This window comes from Bordetella muralis (genome assembly GCF_965139205.1).
GTDB classification, from domain to species: Bacteria; Pseudomonadota; Gammaproteobacteria; order Burkholderiales; family Burkholderiaceae_B; genus Bordetella_A; species Bordetella_A muralis.
This window is the reverse complement of sequence record NZ_CBCSIU010000018.1, coordinates 70,081-87,071: the sequence shown is the minus strand read 5'-3', so window position 1 is coordinate 87,071 and position 16,991 is coordinate 70,081. Positions and strand designations below refer to the sequence as shown.

Here is a 16,991-nt window from a genome sequence, read left to right as displayed (position 1 = left end):
TAGTTGGAGGCCGAATGTCAGCATCCGGCCAGGATTCAGGGATCGCTCAGAACCGATAGTTCGCGGACAATTCGACGCGTCGTCCTGCGCCCAACAGCCATTGCGTCTGGTTGTAGTAGGCGGTCTCGGCGTACTGTTTATCGAATACGTTGTAGGCTCGCAGGGCCAGGCTCAGGTCGCGGCGAGGCTCCCATTGCAGGGCGAGGTTCGTCGTGGTGTAGGCGGCCATCTCGAGCTCGTTGGCGCTGTCGGCATAGCGTTTGCCCACATAGCGCAACCCTGCGCTGGCGGTCCATTGCGGCGCGAAATTCCAGCTCACCCACAGATTGGCCAGTCGCTCGGGCACGTCGGGCGGCACATTGCCTCGTCGAGAGACGGCGGTCCCGTTGGCGCTATCTACATAGTCGTCGTAATGCGCATCCAGGATCGCTCCGTTGAAATCGATGCGCCAATCGTGGGCAATCTCCATGCCTACGGTGAGCTCCAGCCCGCGGCTGGATTGACTGCCGACTTGCACGCGCAATGCAGGGTCATTGGGGTCGCGTGTGACGAGATGATTTTTGCGGATGTGATAGGCCGCCAAGGTCCATTGGCCCTTGTCGTCCCAGAATGTCTGCTTGAGCCCGATCTCGATCTGGCGACCGGTCGAGAGTTCGAAGTCCTTGTTGGCTGGCGACAAGAGCAACAGTCCGCCGACAGGGTCGGCCGCCTCGGCGTATTGTCCGTATATCGCGAGCGTGGGCAATATGTCGTAGACCGATCCGACTCGCCAGCCCACATTGGTAAAGGTGGTGCGATAGGCCGTGGTGCCGGTGACGAGGTCTTCACGCTGCAGATCAATATGGTCATAGCGCACGCCGCCCAATACGGACCATCGCTCGGTGAGCATCAGGCGGTCTTCGGCAAAGAGAGCGTACTGCGTCGCGGTGTTGCGGTAGCGTGGCGAGGTGCCGGCCTCGTTGATGAATTCGCCGTGATCGACATCGTAGGGATCAACCAAGGACGTACCGCTATAAGGCGAGTTGTTGGTATGGGTGAACTTGCTGCGATTGATTTCGGCACCCACCGAGACTTGATTCTGCAAGCCCAATACCTGGCCGCGAAAGGCGGTATCGGCTCGCGCGCCGATTTGCGACTGGTCATGCTGAATCGCCGTGTAGGCACTGCGTTCGATCAGGCCGCTGTCGGGTTGCCAGGTGTAGTTCTCTGCATTGCGATAGTCGCGGTCGCTGCCGATGTAGTAGACGCGTCCACGGACGGTCGTTTGCGCATTGGGCATCCATTCGGTCTGCAGTTCGGTGCGCTGGTCGCGATAGATGATCTTGCTGTCATCGACGTTGTAGTTCTGATGGCGCAAGGAATAATCGATGTCGCCGTCAATCAAGGGTGTACCGAAATAGCGGGTCGGCTCTTGCCACGCATAGGCTTGGGTCAGCGTGAAATTCAGTTCGGGCGAGACGTCGAGCCGCAGTGCCGCGGTGACGGCGGCGTTTTTCGAATCCCCCAGGCTCATGTCGGCATTACTGTGGTTGCCGCTGAGATCCAACCGATACGACCAGCGATCGTCGATCGCACCGCCGCTGCCGAACGCCAGGCGCTGGGTGTCGTGGGTGCCGATTGTGGTCTGGATTTCATTTTCGATCGGGCCACGGGAAGGCTTCTTGGGAATGATGTTGACCACGCCGCCAATCGCCCCCTCGCCATACAGGACCGAGGCGGGGCCGCGCAGGACCTCGATGCGCTCGACTGACCAGGGATCGTAGACAAAGGTCTGGCCCAGGCCACCGTATTGACGCAGTCCGTCGTACAGGATCGCGACCGAATTCGAATCGGTAAAGCCGCGCGCAGAGAGCGACGAGCCGCCGTTGCCAGGATGCCGGAACGCGCTGATGCCGGCCGCTTGCGTGATAGCATCCATCACCGTCACGTCGCCACGTGCGCGCAGTTGCTCATTGGTGATGATTTCCAGGCTGGCGGGGGTCTCAAAGGGCGTGAGTGACAGCGATGATCCGGTTGCGCCGATCTCATTGAGCGTGATGGGGAAGGCGTCGCTGGATACGGAAATAGCGGGCAGCGTGGCGGTCTGGGCTCGGACGCCAGGGCTGGCCAATAGCAGCGCCACGGTCGCGGAAACGNCCGTGCGCCGAGGCAGGACGGATGTCCTGACGGAATGGGATGGCATGGAAATTCTCGGTAGAAAGGGCAGGGCCGTCGCGATGCGCGACGGGGAATCAAGCACTAACCGAGTGAGACAGGCGGGGCGCGCGCACCGAGCGGTGCGCTCTGAGGTGAGGTGTCAGCCAGCGCCGGCGGAGCGCGCGCTGCGACTTGCAGCGTGATGGTGCCGGTCGGTACCAGCCCTGGCAGGGAGGGCAAGAGCGGCAATGCGGCCAATGCCACGCCAGCGGGACAGACGGCCGATTGTTCGGCATGTTGAGCGTCTTGGCGCGAGGGGTGATGATCGTGTCCGGCCTTGGATGGGCCTTCGACCCATATCGGACCCGCGGCCGAACACAATTGAATCAGTGTGGCGCTCGGATCAGTCCCAGGCATAAAGCCCTGGGGGACCAGTGCTTTCAGCGCAAATACGCAGAGCGCCAGCCAGACGGCAGCGCGATAGCGTATCGATGTGAAAGCACGGTTTGTGGGATGCATGGTGCTGTAATTCTAAACTACAGCTCTAGCCGGCTGCGGCATGCATTGAGGCGGCTTTATTCGTTAGATTCGTTGTCAGATTGCTGCGTGAACGCACGCACGAGATGCGCGATCTGATCCAGCTCGTCTTGCGCCCCAGTTGCCCAGGCGGGCACGTCAAAGGGGCTGTCCGCGGGCGCGCTGTCAACGTTGGCACGCAAGTCGCCCAGAATGTCCAGCGCCAAGTCGATGGCTTGCGGGTTGCTGCGGGTGGACAGCGCCAGGGCCAGTGCGACGGTCTGACGCATGGCGAGCAAGCGGCCATCAAGTTCTGTTTCCATGGAGAGCCTTTAAGAAAATAGAGTTGAAGAAAAATTGCGGTGCCTCTGCTGGCAAACGCGAGGTCGGCAGGAGGGCAACGGAAAACCTCTCTATTCTACGGATGGCGTCAGGCGCCGCCGAGCCCGCCGCCGGTTTCGTCAATGACGCTCGCCCGGAGGGAGGCCCTGTCTCCCCTGGTATGTTCTCTTGCAGGCGGAGTCGCTATCGAGGCCCTCGTGTCTGTTGCATAAAAATAACTTGCGATTAAATCGTGCGCTATGTATTATTCAATCCATGACGCCTTCATCCCGATCCTCTGCTGCCGATGAGCCATCACTGTTGCTGGACGAGCAACTGTGTTTTGCCCTGCATTCGACGGTGCTGGCGATGAACAAGGTGTATCGTAAGCTCCTGCGCGCGCTGGATCTGACGTATCCGCAATACCTGGTGATGATGGTGCTGTGGGAACAGGATCAGTTGACGTTGACCGACATCGGCCGCCGGCTGTTTTTGGATTCCGCGACCTTGACGCCCTTGCTCAAGCGTATGGAGGCTGCGGGATGGTTGACCCGCACACGCGCCGAGCAGGATGAGCGCCAAGTCATCGTGGCGCTCACGTCCGCAGGGCGCGCGCTGAAACAGAAGGCGGCGCAAGTCCCCGTCGAGGTGTTGTGTGCGACGGAGTGCGCGCCGGATGAGTTGGCCGCATTGAAAGTGCGGTTGGAGCAGTTGCGGGAAAGTTTGATGACGCATGCATGATTGGGCCGGGTGTGCCCTCTGTCTTGTGCCATCAATCTGCCATATATGTAGTGCACGATTAATTTGCTTGCTATTTGTATTCGGTTCTGGCGAGCCGTATGTTGAGTAAATCGCCTGTCGTTTTATCTCTGTTAACTAAAGGAACCTGTCATGTCTCTCGAAAAAGTCGTATACCGTGCCCATGCCAAAGCCACCGGCGGTCGTGATGGCCGTGCTGTCTCGTCGGACAATATCCTGGACGTCAAACTGGCGGTCCCGCGCGAAATGGGCGGCCCTGGCGGCGGCACGAACCCGGAGCAATTGTTTGCCGCGGGCTATTCCGCATGCTTTCTCGGCGCGATGAAGTTCGTCGCAAATCGCGACAAGCTGTCGATTCCGGCGGATGCGTCCATCGAGGGCGCCGTGGGTATCGGGCCTCTGCCCACCGGCTTCGGTATCGAAGTCGAGCTGAAGATCTCGCTGCCGGGTCTGGCACGCGAGCAGGCCGAGGATCTGGTGCAACGCGCGCACATCGTATGCCCGTATTCGAATGCCACTCGCGGCAATATCGATGTCACGCTGACGATCGTGTAACGCGGTCAAGGTGTAGACCGGCCGGCGCTATCGCTCCAGGAACGCGCCGGCCAGCAACCATAATCCGCCCCCCGCAATCAGCAGCAATACGACGCCGGTGATGCGCTCGATCAGCGCGTTATAGCGGGTCATGGCGGCCACGATGGCCGGGTGACCTATGCCCGCGCAGATCAGTAAATCCCAGGCCAATACCACCGCAAACATCCACAGCCCGTAGGCCCATTGCTGCGTAGGCGGTGTATGTTCGCCGGCCAACAGCGAGAACAGGCTGGCATAAAACAGCGCATTTTTGGGGTTCAGAATGCCGGAGCCGAAACCCATGGCAAAGCGCCGGTGCCAAGACGGCGGCACAGCCGTGCCAGCGATAGCCGGACTGTGCAGCGACGCAGCGCCAGTGCGGGCATGACGGAGCAGCGCTGCCCCCAGATACGCGAGATAGAGGCAGCCTGCCGCTTGCAGCAACTGGAAAAGCGCACCAGAGGGGTTCAATGCGGCAAATCCGCCGATCGCCAATATGATGAAGATGCCGTTCGCTGCTGCGATGCCCAGGCAGACGGTGGCAGTGGGACGCCAGCCATGTAGTAACGCGCTGCGGATAATCAAAAAGAAATCAGGGCCGGGGCTGAGCAGCGCCAGGAAATGCGCGCCTGCGACCACGGCGAAGAGTTGCCAAGCGTTTGCCATATTGCCTCTTGTGAGAACGAGGCGATTCTGCAGCGGCAGACGCATGGCGTATTGAAGAAAATTGCAGGGGTTCAGCCGCTCGAGCGTTGATAGAGGCCAGGCGTGGCGGCGACGCGCTGTTTGAAGGCCCTCTGGAAATGACTTTGGTCCGCAAAACCCAGGTCTTGCGCGATGCGGCTCAGGCTCTGGCCACGCCGCAGCAATTGGCGGGCGTGCAGGATGCGCAGATCCAGTTGATAGGCATGCGGCGTCATGCCGGTCGCTGCGCGGAATGCGCGGATGAACTGATAACGGCTCATGCCCGCCATGTCTGCCAGCGCGGCGAGGGATATGTCATGGTTACCGGATTCGTGCAGCGCGGCCATGATGTGTTGGAAGCGGTGCGGCACCAGTGGAGGAGGCGGGGCTGCCAGCGGCAGGCCCAACCATGAACGGCTCCCTACATACAAGATGAGCGCAGACTCCTTGTCGGCGGGCGCGGCGTCTGAAAACAACAGGTCGTTGAGTTCACAGAATCGCTGATAGGCGGGCAGTGCATGGCTCACGGCCGCGTGATCAGGCAGCGCGGCATCCCCATCGTGCTCGGCCAACAACGCGCGAACCCATTGAGCGTCCAGATGCAGCATCTGATAGCTCCATGCCGCGTCGGAATCGGGATTGCAGGCATGCGCGCAATGCGCCGGCACCATGACCAGACTGCCGGCGGCGAGCCGATATGAGGTGTCGCCACACGTAAAGGTGCTATGGCCGCTGTCGACTGTGCCGATCGACATGGTGTCGTGCGTGTGCGTCACGTAGCATGCGCGGCTGTGAACAGCCCGCCGGCTTTCCACGTAGGGCAGTCGCGCGTCGCGCCAAAATTGGGGGTGGGGCATAAAGAGTCGGTAGGACGCTGGGCCGATAGTCAACAGATTATCACTGGCAGCGCAGGCCGCCGTCCATCGGATGATGGGGCGATAATAGTGATTATGAATTCTTCGATACATGCTACCGATATGGACACCGTTGCACAGCGGCCGGGTTCGGCGTTGCCTGGCCTGCATCGTGCGCCTGAAGAGCCTGTATTTCCTGCTGTGATGACGGATGCTGCTGCGCAGGACTCATCTGCTGATGATCCCGAGCCTGTGCCGCCTACCCCTCCCGGCCCTAACGAGTGTTGTCAAAGTGGCTGTATTCCGTGCGTTTACGACATGTATAACGACGAAATGGAAGCTTATCGCGAGGCTTTGCGCGCTTGGCGGGCTCGGCATGCGGAATCATCGTGAATAGCGAGTGCGCGGCCGCTTGAGGCCGGCAACGTCAGGGCTGGAATCAGGGCGGAGATTTTGTTGCGCTTTGGCACCTATTTTTGCGCTCTGGGGCGCGGTGCCAGACGTTACGATAAATGGGTGCCAATGCCTGACGAGGCTGCGCCCTCTCTTCCCCGGCATGAGTGCCGAGGTTTTTCCGGAGCAATAGATGATGAAGACGATCGTAATTTCCAGCTTTACCGCTTTGACTTGCCTGATGGGCACCGTCGGGATGGCGCAGGCTCAACAGATGCATGAGGCTGCGCAGCAGGCGCAGGAATATAGCTATCCCTCGCGCGACGGCAGTTACTCGCCTCCTTCGACCTTGCGCATTACGGAACAGCCGCAGGCTGGTACGGCAGCCCCGTCAGGCGTGGTGCGCGATACCCCGGAGAGCCTGGCCCAATACGAGCGCTGCCGCAACAACGCCGATCGTGCGGCGGTCGATCGCGCACAACTGCAAAACGAAGTTGCTGCATGTCTGCGTGAACTGGAAGCGCGTCGTCAACAATAAAGCACCGGGATGGTAAGCTGATTGTTTCGACACGTTGATGTGCCCGGAGCCGAGAGCAATTTCGGTTTTTGACTGCACCGTCAATGCGTTTGATGCGATCGCATTTCCATCCGTTTTTGTTTTTTTGCTACTCATGAACGCTGCCGACGACGCCCACTTGATTGAAACGCTGGTTGATAGCCAGTCCCTTTGCGAAGGCAGCTTTATCAAAGCACGTTGCGATACGGTCCGCCTGCCCGATGGCAGGCAGGCCACGCGCGAGTACATCGTGCATCCGGGCGCCGTGGTGATCATTCCGTTGCTCGACGATGGGCGCGTGTTGATGGAGCGGCAGTTCCGTTATCCTGTGGGACAGGTGATGACCGAGTTCCCGGCGGGCAAGCTCGATCCTGGCGAGGATCCGTTGGCGTGTGCAAAGCGCGAACTGCTCGAGGAAACAGGCTACACCGCCAAGGAATGGGCCAGCGCGGGGGCGATGCATCTGGCGATCGCCTATTCGACCGAGATCATCCATATCTTCTTCGCGCGCGGGCTGGTCGCTGGCACGGCCCAGCTCGATCAGGACGAGTTCCTGGAGGTGCGCGCTACGGCGCCTGACGAATTGGCCGACGCTTGCCGCAGTGGCCGCGTGACGGATGCCAAGACGCTGACGTGCACGCTGTGGCTGCAAAATGTGCTGGCCGGAAATTGGCCGTTGGATTGGCAGCCGCACGATGAATCCAGAAGATCTTGAACGTCTCGTCACGCTGGAGATGCCGTTCGGCAAATATCAGGGGCGTTTAATCGCAGATCTGCCGGGACCTTATTTGGCGTGGTTTGCGCGCAAGGGATTTCCGCCTGGGCAGATCGGCAGGTTATTGGCGTTGATGCACGAGTTGGACCACAATGGTCTGTCGGCGTTGCTGCAACCGCTGCGCCAACAGGCCGGGACAGGCAGCAAGCCGAAGGTGGCGGCTAAAGTCCAGGCATGATTATCTTGCTGGTGGCAGCGGGCCCTGTGTTGGCTCGATGGCTTTGCCGGCGGCAGCAATCAAGCAGGGGCAGGCTCGGCAACTTCGCCAGCAACCGGGCTCAGGGGGCTGGCGTAATGGCTTCGCACGAGGCCGCGCGCTCTGCAATGCGTGCGTCGTGACCCAGCAAGGCCTGTGTGCCGCATTGAGAGCCGAACATCGCCGTGGCGTCGTGTCCGACGCCCATGACTCGCTGTGGCGTGTGCGTGAGGTTGATGGGCGAGCTGCCCCGGTGTGCCAGCAGGTGGTCATAGCGCAGATAGCCCAGGCCACGCGACAGCCGGGTGGCACCCTGAGCCTCGGCGGCGCAATGTTTGTCCAACCCGTGATCTTCGGGATTGTTGTCCGCGCCGCCCAATAGATAGACCACATCGCGCGAGGCGTAACGCACGTACAGGCTGGCAGGGCCGGGGTCGCTGGCGTAGGCAGGAAACTGTTGCGGGCCGTAGGGGTATTGGTTATAGGTCGGGCAAATGCCCCGCTCGTAAGAGGCATAGCCCCCGCTGGTGCGGCGAGGGCGCTCAGCTGTCAGGTACAGATAGGAAGGCGCGTTTGCCACGACATAGCGCAGCCCCAAGCCCTCGCGGCGCACGGTGCCGTCCAGGTCATTGAGGATCGCATAGCGCTGCAGCAACTGCGCGCCGCTGCCATGCGCGGCCAGCACGATGTCGGAGAGTGCCGGGATCGCTTTGCGATCGGCCGACCATTTCACAATATCGTCGAGCACTTGAAACGCGCTGATCGGCCCCGGGCGCCCCGAAGCCTGGATGCTCTTGCCACCGACTTCCCAACTGGATTTGCGCCAGGCAGGGAGTTTCGCAAAGTCGGCATCGACGGAGGTGGGAAACTCCAGGGCCAGAACCAGCGTATCGGTTTTGTGGGCGGGATCGCGGTTAACGAGGGCTTCGATATCCTGGTAGTGCTGCCCGGCATCGCGGCGGGCGCCTGGCAGCACGACGATGACGCGGCGTATGCTTTTCAGGCCTTTGCCGAGTTTGTGGTTGGCATAGACCGGCATGCGGTAGGTGTGCTTGGCCTCGCCCAACGTCAGATATTGCCATGCGGGCAGCGGGCGCGGCCCTTTGGGCAGCGGTTCATCGTAGTTGTAAGGCGGAGGCAGGGGCGTTTGGGCCACGGCAGCGCCCCCAACCAGCGTCAATGCCAGCATCAGCGCCATCATCGCCCAGCCAGATGAGCCCGGGTGTGACGGGAGGCGAGGCACGAGCATCGCTCTCAGCAACGTTCCTGCCCTAATCGTTGCTGCAGCGCGGGGATGTCCAGCAATTGGACTTCGCGTTGACGAATTGCGATCAGGTTTTCGCGTGCCAGGCGCGAAAACAGTCGACTGGTGGTCTCTAGGGTCAGTCCGAGAAAGTTGCCGATTTCCTCACGGGTCATGCGCAGCACGAATTCGGTGGAAGAATATCCGAGTGCGGCATAGCGTTGCGACAGATTGAGCAAAAAGCCCGCCAGGCGCTGTTCGGATTGCAGGCTGCCCAGCGAGGCCAGCATCTGATACGAGCGTTCCAGTTCGCGGCTCATGAGGCGGCGCATCTGATGTTGCAGCGAGGGCAGTTGGGCGGCGATATGATCGATTTGAGACAGACGGATGACACAAACCTCGGCGTCTTCCATGGCCAGCGCGGTAGAGACATGCTGTCCTTGCAGCATGCCGTCCAGGCCTATCATTTCTCCCGGCAGGTGAAAGCCGGTAATCTGCATATGTCCGGCTGCGTCTTCGATCTGGGTTTTGACGCTGCCGTAGCGTACGCTGTATACCGCGTCCAATTTGTCTTGCTGGGTGTAGAGCGTCGCGCCCTTGGGCAGGCGGATGCGTTCTTGCACGAGCTTGTCCAGTTGCTGAACGTCGGCGGCGGCCATCCCGACGGGAACGCAGACGTGGCCCAGCATGCATGTCGAGCAGTTGGACGATTCTGGTGACAGGGGAACACGTTTTTGCATAGAGTGGGCTGCGAGTGGTGCGGTGCCTCGCGCAGACGCAAGGACATGAACGAGCTGTACCCTATTGTAAGCGCCACCGAAGGCGGCTCCGTGTGAATGGGTCCCGCGACTGCGGGAACCGTGCAGTCGAGGAGGAATTGGATTGTTACATATTGTGCAATCGTGCTGAAATTCCCACGTTTTGGGGCCTGAAAGGCCTTGAAAAAACGATCAACATCCGCACATGTTATTCATCGAGCCAAGCCGCGTAGCAGTTCCGGTCAGGCTCCCCATCAAGCCTAACGACAACTCTTATGCGATTCGACAAACTGACGACTAAATTCCAGCAGGCTTTGGCTGATGCGCAAAGCTTGGCTGCTCGCAACGACCATCCCTATATCGAGCCCGTGCATGTGCTCTCGGCGCTGCTGTCTGACGCAGACAGCGGGGCAGGCAGCTTGCTGGCGCGCGCAGGTGTCGCGGTGAACCGCGTGCCGGCCGCGTTGGACGCTGCGTTGAAAGCGCTGCCTCAAGTGCAGGGTAACGACAACGTGCAGGTCGGGCGCGACCTGCAGGCGGTGCTGACGCGCACCGACAAAGAAGCCGCGCGGCGTGGCGATACGTACATTGCCAGCGAATTGTTTTTGCTGGCGCTGGCTGACGACAAAGGTCCGGCCGGCACGATCCTGCGCGATGCCGGTTTGCAAAAGAAAGCGCTTGAGGCTGCGATTGACGCTGTGCGTGGAGGCGAAAACGTCTCTGCCGCCGAGGGCGAATCCAATCGTGAGGCCCTGGCCAAATACACCTTGGACCTGACCGAGCGCGCCCGCGAAGGCAAACTCGATCCCGTGATCGGCCGTGATGATGAAATCCGCCGCACGATTCAGATCCTGCAGCGCCGCACCAAGAACAACCCCGTGCTGATCGGCGAACCCGGTGTGGGCAAGACCGCCATCGTCGAGGGCTTGGCGCAACGCATCGTGAATGACGAAGTCCCCGAGACTCTGCGCGGCAAGCGGGTGTTGTCGCTCGACCTGGCGGCGCTGTTGGCAGGCGCCAAGTTCCGTGGCGAGTTCGAAGAGCGTCTGAAAGCCGTGCTGAAAGAGCTGGCGCAAGACGACGGCCAGAACATCGTGTTTATCGATGAGTTGCACACTATGGTGGGCGCCGGCAAGGCCGAGGGTGCGATGGATGCGGGCAATATGCTCAAGCCGGCGTTGGCGCGTGGCGAGTTGCATTGCATCGGCGCAACGACGTTGGACGAGTATCGCAAATACATTGAAAAGGACGCCGCGCTGGAGCGCCGATTCCAGAAGGTGTTGGTCAACGAGCCCGATGTCGAGTCGACGATCGCGATCCTGCGCGGGTTGCAGGAACGCTACGAGATCCACCACGGTGTCGAAATCACCGACCCTGCGATTGTGGCCGCCGCCGAGTTGTCGCATCGCTACATCACAGACCGTTTCCTGCCGGACAAGGCCATCGATTTGATCGACGAAGCAGGGGCGCGTATTCGTATGGAGATCGACTCCAAGCCCGAGGTCATGGATCGTCTGGATCGACGCATCATTCAGTTGAAGATCGAACGCGAAGCCGTACGCAAGGAAACCGATGACGGGTCCAAGCGCCGCCTGGCCGTGATCGAAGAGGAACTCGAAAAGCTGCAACGCGAGTACAACGACTTCGAGGAAATCTGGAAAGCCGAAAAGGCCGCTGTACAAGGCACGCAAGCCATCAAGGAAGAAATCGACCGCGTGCGCGCCGAGATGGCCGAATTGCAACGCAAGGGGCAATTCGACAAACTGGCCGAGCTGCAATACGGCAAGCTGCCCGAGCTGGAGGCGCGTTTGAGCGCGGCCGACAATGCCGAGCAGCAAGGCGAGCAGTCCGAATCGGATAAGCCTCGTTTGCTGCGTACGCAAGTCGGCGCCGAGGAAATCGCCGAGGTCGTGTCGCGCGCGACGGGTATCCCCGTGGCCAAGATGATGCAGGGCGAGCGCGAAAAATTGCTGCAAATGGAAGACTATCTGCACAAGCGCGTGGTGGGGCAGGACGAAGCTGTCCGGCTGGTCTCCGATGCGATTCGCCGCTCGCGTGCAGGTCTGGCGGATCCTTCGCGTCCGTATGGGTCATTCCTGTTCCTCGGGCCGACCGGTGTGGGCAAGACCGAACTGACGCGTGCGTTGGCGGACTTCTTGTTCGATTCCGAGGAACATCTGATTCGTATCGACATGAGTGAGTTCATGGAAAAACACTCCGTCGCGCGTTTGATCGGTGCGCCACCGGGATATGTGGGCTACGAAGAGGGCGGTTACCTGACCGAGGCGGTACGCCGCAAGCCGTACAGCGTGGTGTTGCTGGACGAGGTGGAAAAAGCCCACCCCGATGTGTTCAACGTGCTGCTGCAAGTCCTGGACGATGGTCGTCTGACCGATGGTCAAGGCCGTACGGTGGATTTCCGCAATACGGTGATTGTGATGACATCCAACCTGGGGTCGCAACATATCCAGAGCATGGCGGGACAGCCTTACGAAGTGATCAAGGAGGTCGTGTGGGATGAGCTGAAGCAGTCGTTCCGTCCGGAGTTCTTGAACCGTATCGACGAGGTAGTGGTATTCCACGGACTGGAAGCACAGCACATCGAGTCGATTGCACGGATTCAGCTCAAGCGTCTGGCAGATCGTCTGGAGCGGCAGGAAATGCGCCTGGAGGTGTCCGATGCGGCATTGACCGAGTTGGCGCGTGCCGGGTTCGATCCTGTGTTCGGTGCTCGACCGCTGAAGCGCGCGATCCAGCAGCAGATCGAAAACCCGGTCGCCAAGCTGATCCTCGAAGGCGACTTCGGGCCGCGCGATGTGGTGCCGGTCGATTGGCAAGACGGCAAGTTCGTGTTCACGCGCACGTTGCAGTGATTGAACTGGCGTCATGGAAAAGGGCAACGCGATGTCGCGTTGCCCTTTTTTGTTGCCGGGCCGCCCCAAGACAAAAANGCCCCCTTGGGGGNCAGCAAGCCGAAGGCGCGGCGTGGGGGTCTCATCCGTTGCCGGGCCGCCCCAAGACAAAAATGCCCCCTTGGGGGACAGCAAGCCGAAGGCGCGGCGTGGGGGTCTCGTCCGTTGCCGGGCCGCCCCAAGAAGGACGCATGTTTTTATCCGAGGTGTCGACGCCTTGAGCTCGGCCAGCAGCGCGGCGGGCAGTTGTGCGTCGTGTGTCGTGACCGCCGGGTTGACGCTGATCGACGAGGCGTTATTGAGCGTCAATCCGGTGATAGCGAACAACAACATGCCCAAGAGGCATAATGCGGAACTGATCCAATGCCATTGGTGTAGTGTCTTGAGCCAGTAGGCTCGTCAGCGAGAGGCGGGTTGACTGTCCATGACCAATATTGCACTAAGGCTGCGGATTCTAGTACTTAAATGAGAATGGGTCTCAAATATAAAAATGCAATCGCTGATTCCACTTAACGTTCTGGCCGTGTCGGTCGGAGCCGCTTTCGGGGCGTGCGCGCGTTGGTTGCTGGGGGTGTGGCTGAATACCTCCTCCGGTTGGCCGTGGGGCACGTTGCTCGTCAATCTGATCGGGGGCTATTTGATTGGCGTGGCCCTGGCGGTATTGCTGGCGCACCCGGAATGGCCACAATGGGTGCGCTTGGCGGCCGTGACGGGATTCCTGGGCGGATTGACCACGTTTTCGACGTTTTCGGCGGAAACGGTGGCAATGCTGGAGCGTGGGGCTTATGGCGCAGCGTTGGGTTATGCGGCCGTGAGCCTGATCGGTTCGCTCGCGTTGACGGCGCTGGGATTGGCCAGCGCTCATGCGGTGCTGCGCTGAGGAAAATGAGGGGCGTTTGCGCCTGCCGGTAAGGGCGTAGCGTTCAGCGCCTAACGCGCGTACTCGTCCCAGGAGCCAGCCAGGTGCGCGAATTCGAGTTGCGTTTGGGTTCGCGCGCGCCGCCATATCCGCGCCGGCTTGGTGAGCATCAGCATCCGATTGATCATCGTGCCAGCAGAACCTGGGCCGCCTTGAGCCCACTGCGCACCGCTCCTTCCAGCACGCCCGGATAGCCTGTGTCAGTCCAGTCGCCCGCCAGCGCCAGGGTTGGCCAAGGCGTCGTGTTCAGGGGGCGTTTCAGTCCAGGCACGGCGGCAAAGGTGGCGCGCTTTTCAATGAATAGCTCGGCCGCATCGGTGGCAGGCATGGGCGCCAATCGTGACGGATGGCGCGCGGCCTGTTCGGCCACCTGTGCGGTCAGGTTGGCAATGATGGTGTCGCGATCATCCTCGGCCAGGTCGTGGGCTGCGCTGGTCACGATCGCCAGCTCTGCGCCGGGGCTGTTGCGAGTCAGACGCGAGCGATCAAATATCCATTGGCCGAAATGGCCGCGGGCTTTGTCCTCGCGCAATTGCATCATGGGTTCCGGCAACGGCCAGGGGGACGCCAGTCTCAGGTTCAATGTGGCGATCGGCATGTAGTCGAACGCTTGCAGGGCTTTGAGCAGGCCTGGCGTGTTGGCGTCTACCAGGGCGTCCTCGAGCAGGCGCGCGGCAACCGACGGGGGAACGGCGAGCACCGCCGTATCGAAGCGTTCCCGATTGACATCGACGCCGTGCGCCGAGGGGGCTAAATGCCGCACGGTCGCGCCATAACGCATGGTGGCGCGCAGGGCGACGGCATCCGGCCACAGCGCCGACAGGTCTACACAGGGCAATAGCAGATCGCTGTTGTGGCGGTGGCCGTTCAGGCTGTCTTGCAAAATACGGGCGTACAGGGTCGCACTGGCTTCACCCAGCGGCGTGTTCAGCGCCGCCAAACAAAGGGGCTCCCATACGCACCGGATCAGCGGTTCGGGTTGCTGAAAATGCGCCATCAACTGGGCCACCGTCCAGTCCCGTGGCGGGTGCCAGGCCATTTTTTTCAAGCCATACATCAAGCGTACAGCGGCAAAACGGCTATTCCAGGACAGACCACGGGCCGTGAGCAGGGCGACTGCAGCATGCAGGGGCGCGGGCAGGGCCGGCGCCGACAGGCGGAACTGTCCGTCCAGGCTGCTCAGCCGTAGCGACCGGCGCATGAGCAGCGTGGCGGGGTTGCGGCCCAGTCGGCGCATCAGTGCCAAAGTCTGATCATAGGCGCCCAGCAGAATATGCTGGCCATTGTCCAGATGGCCGCCGAACTCCGGATGCACCACGCGCCGTGCGCGTCCGCCAGGAGTACGGCCTGCCTCGAATACGGTAACTTGCGCGCCGGCGTCGCGCAGAGCGGCACAGGCGGCGAGCCCGGCCCATCCGGCGCCGATGACGGCGGCCTTCATCGTGCTGCCAGGCGACGCACCAGGCCGCGGCCGCCGCTGACCCAGGTTTTCCAGGCCAGCCAGAGTTTGCGCAATGGCGTCAGCGAAATCCGCTGATGCAGCACTTGCCAGTTGTCGCGTTCGATCTCGTCCAGGAGCGCATGGTAGATCGCCGCCATCATCAAGCCAGGGCGCTGCGCGCGGCGATCCGCTTCGGGCAGGCTCTGCATCGCTTCTTTGTAGAGCTGCCGGGCGCGATCGGCCTGGAATGCCATCAGCGCAGAGAATTGGTCGGAATACGTACCGTTCAGAATGTCGGCGGCTTTGACTTCGAACTGCTGCAATTCGTTGATAGGCAAGTAGATGCGGCCGCGTCGCGCGTCGTCGCCGACGTCCCGGATGATATTGGTGAGCTGGAACGCCAGCCCCAATTTGCTGGCGTATTCCATGGTGCGCGGATCGCTATAGCCGAATACCCCGGCGGACAATTCGCCCACGACGCCGGCGGCGTGCCAGCAGTATTTGCGCAGGCCAGGCCAGTCCAGGTAGCGGGTCTGGTCGAGGTCCATTTCCATGCCGTCGATGACTGCCAGCATGCGCTCGCGTGCGATGCCGCAGGGCTCCAGGTGTGGTTGCAGCGCCCGCATCACCGGATGTTCGGCCTGTCCTGCGAACAATTGATCGACCTGTGTTCTCCACCAAGTGAGCTTGATGCGTGCAACGGACGGATCCGTGCATTCGTCGACCACGTCGTCCACCTCGCGGCAGAACGCATACAGCGCCGTGATGGCGCGGCGGCGTTCGGGGGGCAGGAACAGGAACGAATAGTAAAAGCTCGAACCGCTTTTGGCGGCTTTTTCCTGGCAATATTCGTCAGGCGTCATAAATTTGGTAGGTATCCCATCGGTTTTTCAGCACGTCTCGCGTCGCTCTAACGACTGCGCCACAGCATGACAGCCCAGTCTTTCACGCCCAATTTGGGCCGATTCATGAAGACGTCATAGCCGCAGAGCTCGATTCGCTCGAGAATGCGCAGGCCTCCTTGCACAACCAGACGCAGTTCCAGGCCGATGCGGCCGGGCAGGCGTCGAGCCAGCGGAGCGCCAGAGTGTAGCAGTGCCCGGGTGCGCGCCACCTGGAATGCCATCAGTGTCCGCCAGGCGGGCGTCAGCCGGCAGGCCGCGATGTCCTCGTCGGTGACGTGATGGCGCAGCAGATCCTCGCGAGGCAGGTAGCAGCGCTGCTTGCGCCAGTCTACTCGCACATCTTGCCAGAAATTGACCAGTTGCAGTCCGGTGCAAATGGCGTCGGACTGCTCCATATTGTCGGGCGTGGCGGCGTTATATAAGTGCAGCATCAGCCGTCCGACCGGGTTGGCCGAGCGTGAGCAATAATCCAGGAGCGTGGCGTAGTCCTCGTATTGTTTGACGGTGACGTCCTGTTCAAAGGCGGACAACAGATCGAAAAACGGCGTGATCGGCAGTTGATGCTGGGCGATAGTCTGCGCCAGCGGCGTGAAAATAGGGGCGAGGGTCGCCGACGGGGCGGGCATGCTGCCCGGCTCGGCGCCGATGCGATGCAGTTCGGCGCGAAAGGCCGCCAGGTCGGCCAGGCGCTGCGCATCGCTGGCGTTGCCCTCGTCGGCAATGTCATCGGCCGCGCGTGCGTACCGATAGATATCGGTGACCGGGCCGCGCAGGCGGCGCGGCAGCAGCAGCGAGGCAACCGGAAAGTTTTCGTAGTGATCGACGGCCATACTTCTAGGAATCAGCCATGTCGAGGCTGAGGGTGGTGTTCGGAGATAAGGGCATTTTAGTAGTGTATTTTTTGCCGCCGAGCCGCCTCAAGGCAAAAAGCGCCCCCTCGGGGGGCAGCAAGCCGAAGGCGCGGCGTGGGGGTATTTTTTTGCCGCCGAGCCGCCTCAAGGCAAAAAGCGCCCCCTCGGGGGGCAGCAAGCCGAAGGCGCGGCGTGGGGG

18 protein-coding genes and 1 pseudogene are annotated in these 16,991 nt (G+C 61.2%); 8 read left to right on the top strand and 11 right to left on the bottom strand.

Going from position 1 to position 16,991, the window contains the following annotated elements; translation table 11 throughout:
- Window positions 1–46 precede the first annotated feature (46 nt).
- The 3 genes from ACNA0I_RS21150 to ACNA0I_RS21140 all read right to left on the bottom strand — a co-directional run bounded on the left by ACNA0I_RS21150 (window position 47) and on the right by ACNA0I_RS21140 (window position 2,975).
- Complete coding sequence (locus tag ACNA0I_RS21150; RefSeq protein ID WP_415808033.1) at window positions 47–2,122, bottom strand: TonB-dependent receptor; 2,076 nt, start codon at window positions 2,120–2,122, stop codon at window positions 47–49.
- 116 nt (window positions 2,123–2,238) lie between these two features.
- Window positions 2,239–2,655 carry a DUF2946 family protein gene (locus ACNA0I_RS21145; RefSeq protein WP_415807995.1) on the bottom strand — a complete coding sequence of 139 codons (417 nt, stop codon included), beginning with the start codon at window positions 2,653–2,655 and terminating at the stop codon, window positions 2,239–2,241.
- Between the two features lie 56 nt (window positions 2,656–2,711).
- Window positions 2,712–2,975: a hypothetical protein gene (locus ACNA0I_RS21140; protein ID WP_415807994.1), complete on the bottom strand. Its 264-nt coding sequence runs from the start codon at window positions 2,973–2,975 to the stop codon at window positions 2,712–2,714.
- A 274-nt stretch (window positions 2,976–3,249) separates the two neighbouring features.
- Between ACNA0I_RS21140 and ACNA0I_RS21135 the strand changes: the two genes are divergently transcribed.
- On the top strand, window positions 3,250–3,714 hold the full coding sequence (locus tag ACNA0I_RS21135) for a MarR family winged helix-turn-helix transcriptional regulator (RefSeq protein WP_415807993.1): 465 nt from the start codon (window positions 3,250–3,252) through the stop codon (window positions 3,712–3,714).
- A 150-nt stretch (window positions 3,715–3,864) separates the two neighbouring features.
- Window positions 3,865–4,287, top strand: coding sequence for an organic hydroperoxide resistance protein (locus ACNA0I_RS21130; RefSeq protein WP_094822217.1), 423 nt, complete (start codon window positions 3,865–3,867; stop codon window positions 4,285–4,287).
- Between the two features lie 27 nt (window positions 4,288–4,314).
- On the opposite strand, the gene ACNA0I_RS21125 is transcribed toward ACNA0I_RS21130, so the two are convergent.
- Window positions 4,315–4,971: a LysE family translocator gene (locus ACNA0I_RS21125; RefSeq protein ID WP_415807992.1), complete on the bottom strand. Its 657-nt coding sequence runs from the start codon at window positions 4,969–4,971 to the stop codon at window positions 4,315–4,317.
- Window positions 4,972–5,042: 71 nt separating this feature from the next.
- On the bottom strand, window positions 5,043–5,765 hold the full coding sequence (locus ACNA0I_RS21120; RefSeq protein ID WP_415807991.1) for an AraC family transcriptional regulator: 723 nt from the start codon (window positions 5,763–5,765) through the stop codon (window positions 5,043–5,045).
- A 282-nt stretch (window positions 5,766–6,047) separates the two neighbouring features.
- Between ACNA0I_RS21120 and ACNA0I_RS21115 the strand changes: the two genes are divergently transcribed.
- From ACNA0I_RS21115 to ACNA0I_RS21100, 4 genes are all read left to right on the top strand, one after another.
- Window positions 6,048–6,236 (top strand): oxidoreductase-like domain-containing protein, encoded by a 189-nt coding sequence (locus ACNA0I_RS21115; protein WP_415808032.1) that lies wholly within the window; start codon window positions 6,048–6,050, stop codon window positions 6,234–6,236.
- Window positions 6,237–6,432: 196 nt separating this feature from the next.
- On the top strand, window positions 6,433–6,774 hold the full coding sequence (locus tag ACNA0I_RS21110; protein WP_415808031.1) for a hypothetical protein: 342 nt from the start codon (window positions 6,433–6,435) through the stop codon (window positions 6,772–6,774).
- A 133-nt stretch (window positions 6,775–6,907) separates the two neighbouring features.
- Complete coding sequence (locus ACNA0I_RS21105; protein WP_415807990.1) at window positions 6,908–7,507, top strand: NUDIX domain-containing protein; 600 nt, start codon at window positions 6,908–6,910, stop codon at window positions 7,505–7,507.
- A complete protein-coding gene (locus ACNA0I_RS21100) occupies window positions 7,488–7,745 on the top strand; it encodes a DUF3820 family protein (RefSeq protein WP_415807989.1) in 258 nt (85 codons plus the stop codon). The genes ACNA0I_RS21105 and ACNA0I_RS21100 overlap by 20 nt, the downstream gene beginning before the upstream one ends.
- A 100-nt stretch (window positions 7,746–7,845) precedes the next feature.
- On the opposite strand, the gene ACNA0I_RS21095 is transcribed toward ACNA0I_RS21100, so the two are convergent.
- Both ACNA0I_RS21095 and ACNA0I_RS21090 read right to left on the bottom strand, forming a co-directional pair.
- Window positions 7,846–9,012: a hypothetical protein gene (locus tag ACNA0I_RS21095; RefSeq protein ID WP_415807988.1), complete on the bottom strand. Its 1,167-nt coding sequence runs from the start codon at window positions 9,010–9,012 to the stop codon at window positions 7,846–7,848.
- Window positions 9,013–9,017: 5 nt separating this feature from the next.
- Window positions 9,018–9,746, bottom strand: coding sequence for a helix-turn-helix domain-containing protein (locus ACNA0I_RS21090; protein ID WP_415807987.1), 729 nt, complete (start codon window positions 9,744–9,746; stop codon window positions 9,018–9,020).
- Window positions 9,747–10,039: 293 nt separating this feature from the next.
- On the opposite strand from ACNA0I_RS21090, the gene clpB reads away from it, so the two are divergent.
- On the top strand, window positions 10,040–12,637 hold the full coding sequence (gene clpB / locus ACNA0I_RS21085; protein WP_415807986.1) for an ATP-dependent chaperone ClpB: 2,598 nt from the start codon (window positions 10,040–10,042) through the stop codon (window positions 12,635–12,637).
- A gap of 92 nt (window positions 12,638–12,729) precedes the next feature.
- Here clpB and ACNA0I_RS21080 read toward each other — a convergent pair.
- A pseudogene (locus ACNA0I_RS21080) lies at window positions 12,730–13,057 on the bottom strand (PepSY-associated TM helix domain-containing protein); the annotation flags it as partial.
- Window positions 13,058–13,166: 109 nt separating this feature from the next.
- Between ACNA0I_RS21080 and crcB the strand changes: the two are divergent.
- Window positions 13,167–13,556, top strand: coding sequence for a fluoride efflux transporter CrcB (gene crcB / locus ACNA0I_RS21075; RefSeq protein WP_415807985.1), 390 nt, complete (start codon window positions 13,167–13,169; stop codon window positions 13,554–13,556).
- Between the two features lie 163 nt (window positions 13,557–13,719).
- On the opposite strand, the gene hpnE is transcribed toward crcB, so the two are convergent.
- Genes hpnE through hpnC form a run of 3 tightly spaced genes read right to left on the bottom strand, consistent with a single transcriptional unit; the run spans window position 13,720 to window position 16,771 of the window.
- Window positions 13,720–15,036 (bottom strand): hydroxysqualene dehydroxylase HpnE, encoded by a 1,317-nt coding sequence (hpnE, locus tag ACNA0I_RS21070; protein WP_415807984.1) that lies wholly within the window; start codon window positions 15,034–15,036, stop codon window positions 13,720–13,722.
- On the bottom strand, window positions 15,033–15,899 hold the full coding sequence (gene hpnD / locus ACNA0I_RS21065) for a presqualene diphosphate synthase HpnD (RefSeq protein ID WP_415807983.1): 867 nt from the start codon (window positions 15,897–15,899) through the stop codon (window positions 15,033–15,035). The genes hpnE and hpnD overlap by 4 nt, the downstream gene beginning before the upstream one ends.
- Window positions 15,900–15,946: 47 nt before the next feature.
- On the bottom strand, window positions 15,947–16,771 hold the full coding sequence (gene hpnC / locus ACNA0I_RS21060) for a squalene synthase HpnC (protein ID WP_415807982.1): 825 nt from the start codon (window positions 16,769–16,771) through the stop codon (window positions 15,947–15,949).
- Between the last annotated feature and the right edge of the window lie 220 nt (window positions 16,772–16,991).

Excerpts from the sequence above, each read along its gene's own strand:
- hpnE (WP_415807984.1), bottom strand. The coding sequence starts at position 15,036 with ATGAAGGCCGCCGTCATCGGCGCCGGATGGGCCGGGCTCGCCGCCTGT.
- hpnD (WP_415807983.1), bottom strand. The coding sequence starts at position 15,899 with ATGACGCCTGACGAATATTGCCAGGAAAAAGCCGCCAAAAGCGGTTCG.
- ACNA0I_RS21145 (WP_415807995.1), bottom strand. The coding sequence starts at position 2,655 with ATGCATCCCACAAACCGTGCTTTCACATCGATACGCTATCGCGCTGCC.
- ACNA0I_RS21110 (WP_415808031.1), top strand. The coding sequence starts at position 6,433 with ATGAAGACGATCGTAATTTCCAGCTTTACCGCTTTGACTTGCCTGATG.
- ACNA0I_RS21135 (WP_415807993.1), top strand. The coding sequence starts at position 3,250 with ATGACGCCTTCATCCCGATCCTCTGCTGCCGATGAGCCATCACTGTTG.
- ACNA0I_RS21095 (WP_415807988.1), bottom strand. The coding sequence starts at position 9,012 with ATGCTCGTGCCTCGCCTCCCGTCACACCCGGGCTCATCTGGCTGGGCG.
- ACNA0I_RS21125 (WP_415807992.1), bottom strand. The coding sequence starts at position 4,971 with ATGGCAAACGCTTGGCAACTCTTCGCCGTGGTCGCAGGCGCGCATTTC.
- hpnC (WP_415807982.1), bottom strand. The coding sequence starts at position 16,771 with ATGGCCGTCGATCACTACGAAAACTTTCCGGTTGCCTCGCTGCTGCTG.
- ACNA0I_RS21090 (WP_415807987.1), bottom strand. The coding sequence starts at position 9,746 with ATGCAAAAACGTGTTCCCCTGTCACCAGAATCGTCCAACTGCTCGACA.
- ACNA0I_RS21100 (WP_415807989.1), top strand. The coding sequence starts at position 7,488 with ATGAATCCAGAAGATCTTGAACGTCTCGTCACGCTGGAGATGCCGTTC.
- crcB (WP_415807985.1), top strand. The coding sequence starts at position 13,167 with ATGCAATCGCTGATTCCACTTAACGTTCTGGCCGTGTCGGTCGGAGCC.
- ACNA0I_RS21105 (WP_415807990.1), top strand. The coding sequence starts at position 6,908 with ATGAACGCTGCCGACGACGCCCACTTGATTGAAACGCTGGTTGATAGC.
- clpB (WP_415807986.1), top strand. The coding sequence starts at position 10,040 with ATGCGATTCGACAAACTGACGACTAAATTCCAGCAGGCTTTGGCTGAT.
- ACNA0I_RS21140 (WP_415807994.1), bottom strand. The coding sequence starts at position 2,975 with ATGGAAACAGAACTTGATGGCCGCTTGCTCGCCATGCGTCAGACCGTC.
- ACNA0I_RS21130 (WP_094822217.1), top strand. The coding sequence starts at position 3,865 with ATGTCTCTCGAAAAAGTCGTATACCGTGCCCATGCCAAAGCCACCGGC.
- ACNA0I_RS21115 (WP_415808032.1), top strand. The coding sequence starts at position 6,048 with ATGACGGATGCTGCTGCGCAGGACTCATCTGCTGATGATCCCGAGCCT.